General features: G+C 67.2%; 1 protein-coding gene and 1 rRNA gene. Both read left to right on the top strand.

The window, feature by feature from the left end; all coding sequences use genetic code 11:
* Positions 1 to 127: 127 nt before the first annotated feature.
* Positions 128 to 1,252 (top strand): ROK family protein, encoded by a 1,125-nt coding sequence (locus KBI5_RS24445; protein ID WP_085016608.1) that lies wholly within the window; start codon positions 128 to 130, stop codon positions 1,250 to 1,252.
* 981 nt (positions 1,253 to 2,233) lie between these two features.
* Positions 2,234 to 2,476, top strand: a 16S ribosomal RNA gene (locus tag KBI5_RS24450); the annotation flags it as partial.

The raw sequence follows: 2,476 nt of genomic DNA on the forward strand, positions 1-2,476 counted from the left end.
GACCTGCACGGCTTTCCCTGACGATACGGACATCCAGGCCGTCCCGTCGGCGCGCGGACGAGCCGGTCATAACGCGAACGTGCCGGAGCCCTGACGGTCGATCGGCGAGCAGAGAGGCGCCAGGACGATGTCCCAGTCGCAGGAGGCGTTCCAGCCATGGGAGGCGGGCGGGCCGCGGGACGTCCGCGCGTCGGGCAAGGAGCCCGCGGGTGCGGAGCCGGCGCGTGCGGACGGCCGGAAGACCTTCGCACTCGCCCTCGACATCGGGGGAACCAAGATCGCCGCCGGTGTCGTCGCGGGGGACGGCACGATCGCCGCTCAGGCCCGTCGCTCCATGCCGGTCCCGCGTCCGGCTTCACCGGCTTCACCTGATCCGGACGGCGCTGGGCCGGCGTCGGCCCGGGCGGCAGGGGTCGATGCCGAGGAGGTCTTCGCCGTCGTCCAGGACTGCCTCGACGAGGCGCTCGCCGCGGCGCGGATGCGTCCGGACGAGATGACGGGACTCGGCTGCGGGTGCAGCGGTCCGATGGACTGGCCGGTCGGTGAGGTCTCCCCGTTGAACATTCCGGCCTGGCGGGGATTCCCGTTGCGGGCGCGGCTGCGGGACGCATACCCGGGCGGCCCGGTTTTGATCCACAACGACGCCGTCGCCCTCGCCGCCGGCGAGCACTGGATGGGTGAGGGCCGTGGCGTGCGCAACATGCTCGCCGTCACCGTCTCCACCGGCGTCGGAGGCGGCCTGGTTCTCGGGGGCCGGTTGCTGCACGGCACATCCGGCAATGCCGGCCATATCGGTCACATGGTGGTGGAGGCCGACGGACCTCCTTGTCCGTGTGGGGGACGTGGATGTCTGGAGGCGCTCGCGTCGGGTCCGCGGACGGTGGCCTGGGCGATCGGCGAGGGCTGGGTGCCTTCGGGGGATCAGCMGGCCAACGGTCGCGTGCTTGCAGCCTCGGCACGGGCCGGCGACGGCGTCGCCCGGCGGGCCCTCGCCCGCGCGGGTGCTGCGGTGGGAGCCGGACTGGCCTCCTGCGCGAGCCTGCTCGACCTGGAGGCCGCCGTGGTGGCTGGCGGGTTTGCGCAGTCCGGCCCGATCTTCTGGGACGCGCTGTCGGCCAGTTTCGATCGTCACACGGGGTTGGCGTTCACCCGGCGGATGCAGATCAGACGGAGCTCCGATCCCAGCCGGATCGCGCTTCGGGGGGCCGGCGCCTTCATCCTCGCGCCGGAGCGGTACGCCTGGGAGGGCTAGTACCGGCCGGTACGACGTTTTCTAAGACGTCGCCTGGTGTGTCGGTCTCGCCTGGTGTCCCCTCCTCCTCAAACATGCCTCGCTGGCGCGTCTGCCCGGCCTCACAGCCTCGCGGCTGGGTAGACGCGGGAGGGGCAGGTGTAGGGAGCGTGCGGATCGGAGGTTCGGGTGGTTTGGGGATCGCTGACCGGGGTACCCCCGCATCGGACCCGGTGTCTGCGCCGGCGGGCGGACGGCACCGGTGAACGAGGGACGAGGCGGGCCTCGGCAGCGGTTCGGCGAGGGAGGGAATCGGCGCGGGGGCCCGGAGGTTGTCAGCTGCAGGGATTGCGCACTGTCAACCGTCGGTGCCAGAAAGTTATGTCCTCGCGTCCGCTCACCATGCCCGGACTCGTGTATAGTTCCTCTTCGTCGCCCACCGAGCTCCTCCGGGAGCCGGGCGTCGCGCAGGACCAGATCTCCTCCGAGGGGGCGTAGACCCCCCGAGGAAACGGGCCGCGGACGGTGCGATAAGGTACGAGAGTGGCAAACACCGGTACGTGGGTAGGTTAACTACCGGGCCGGAGTGATTTGACACAATCAAGCCAAAGCTCATAATCTAGGAAAAACGTTCCGGTTGATCGCTTTGAACGCGAACGTCCGGAGTGTGCAAGAAGGTAAGATCTGTTCGGATGTGAACATTTCGCACAAAAAGAAGCGATTTGACACCGCCGGGCAAGCCGAGTAACTTAAAGAAGCACCAGAACGAAGCCCTGAGGGTGGAGGTCTGGTAGCGCCTGCTCCTTGAGAACTCAACAGCGTGCCGATTGTCAGTGCCAATTGTTTTACCCCGTTCATGGCCTGGCTGGGTGGTKTCCCACGTGGTGGGGTGGCTGTCTGGTTGGGTTGTGAGGGATTCCTTTGGACACGGTGGTGGGCCTGTGAGGGTCTGCTGTCGATGTCGGGGTCTGTCGATGTTTTTGCATCGGCGCTCTCAATGCATTGATGGAGAGTTTGATCCTGGCTCAGGACGAACGCTGGCGGCGTGCTTAACACATGCAAGTCGAGCGGGGAGCTTCGGCTCTCAGCGGCGAACGGGTGAGTAACACGTGGGCAACCTGCCCCGAGCTCTGGAATAACCTCGGGAAACCGGGGCTAATGCCGGATATGACATTGCCGGGCATCTGGTGGTGTGGAAAGATTTATCGGCTCGGGATGGGCCCGCGGCCTATCAGCTTGTTGGTG

This window comes from Frankia sp. KB5 (assembly GCF_002099325.1).
In the GTDB taxonomy this organism is placed as follows: domain Bacteria; phylum Actinomycetota; class Actinomycetes; order Frankiales; family Frankiaceae; genus Frankia; species Frankia casuarinae.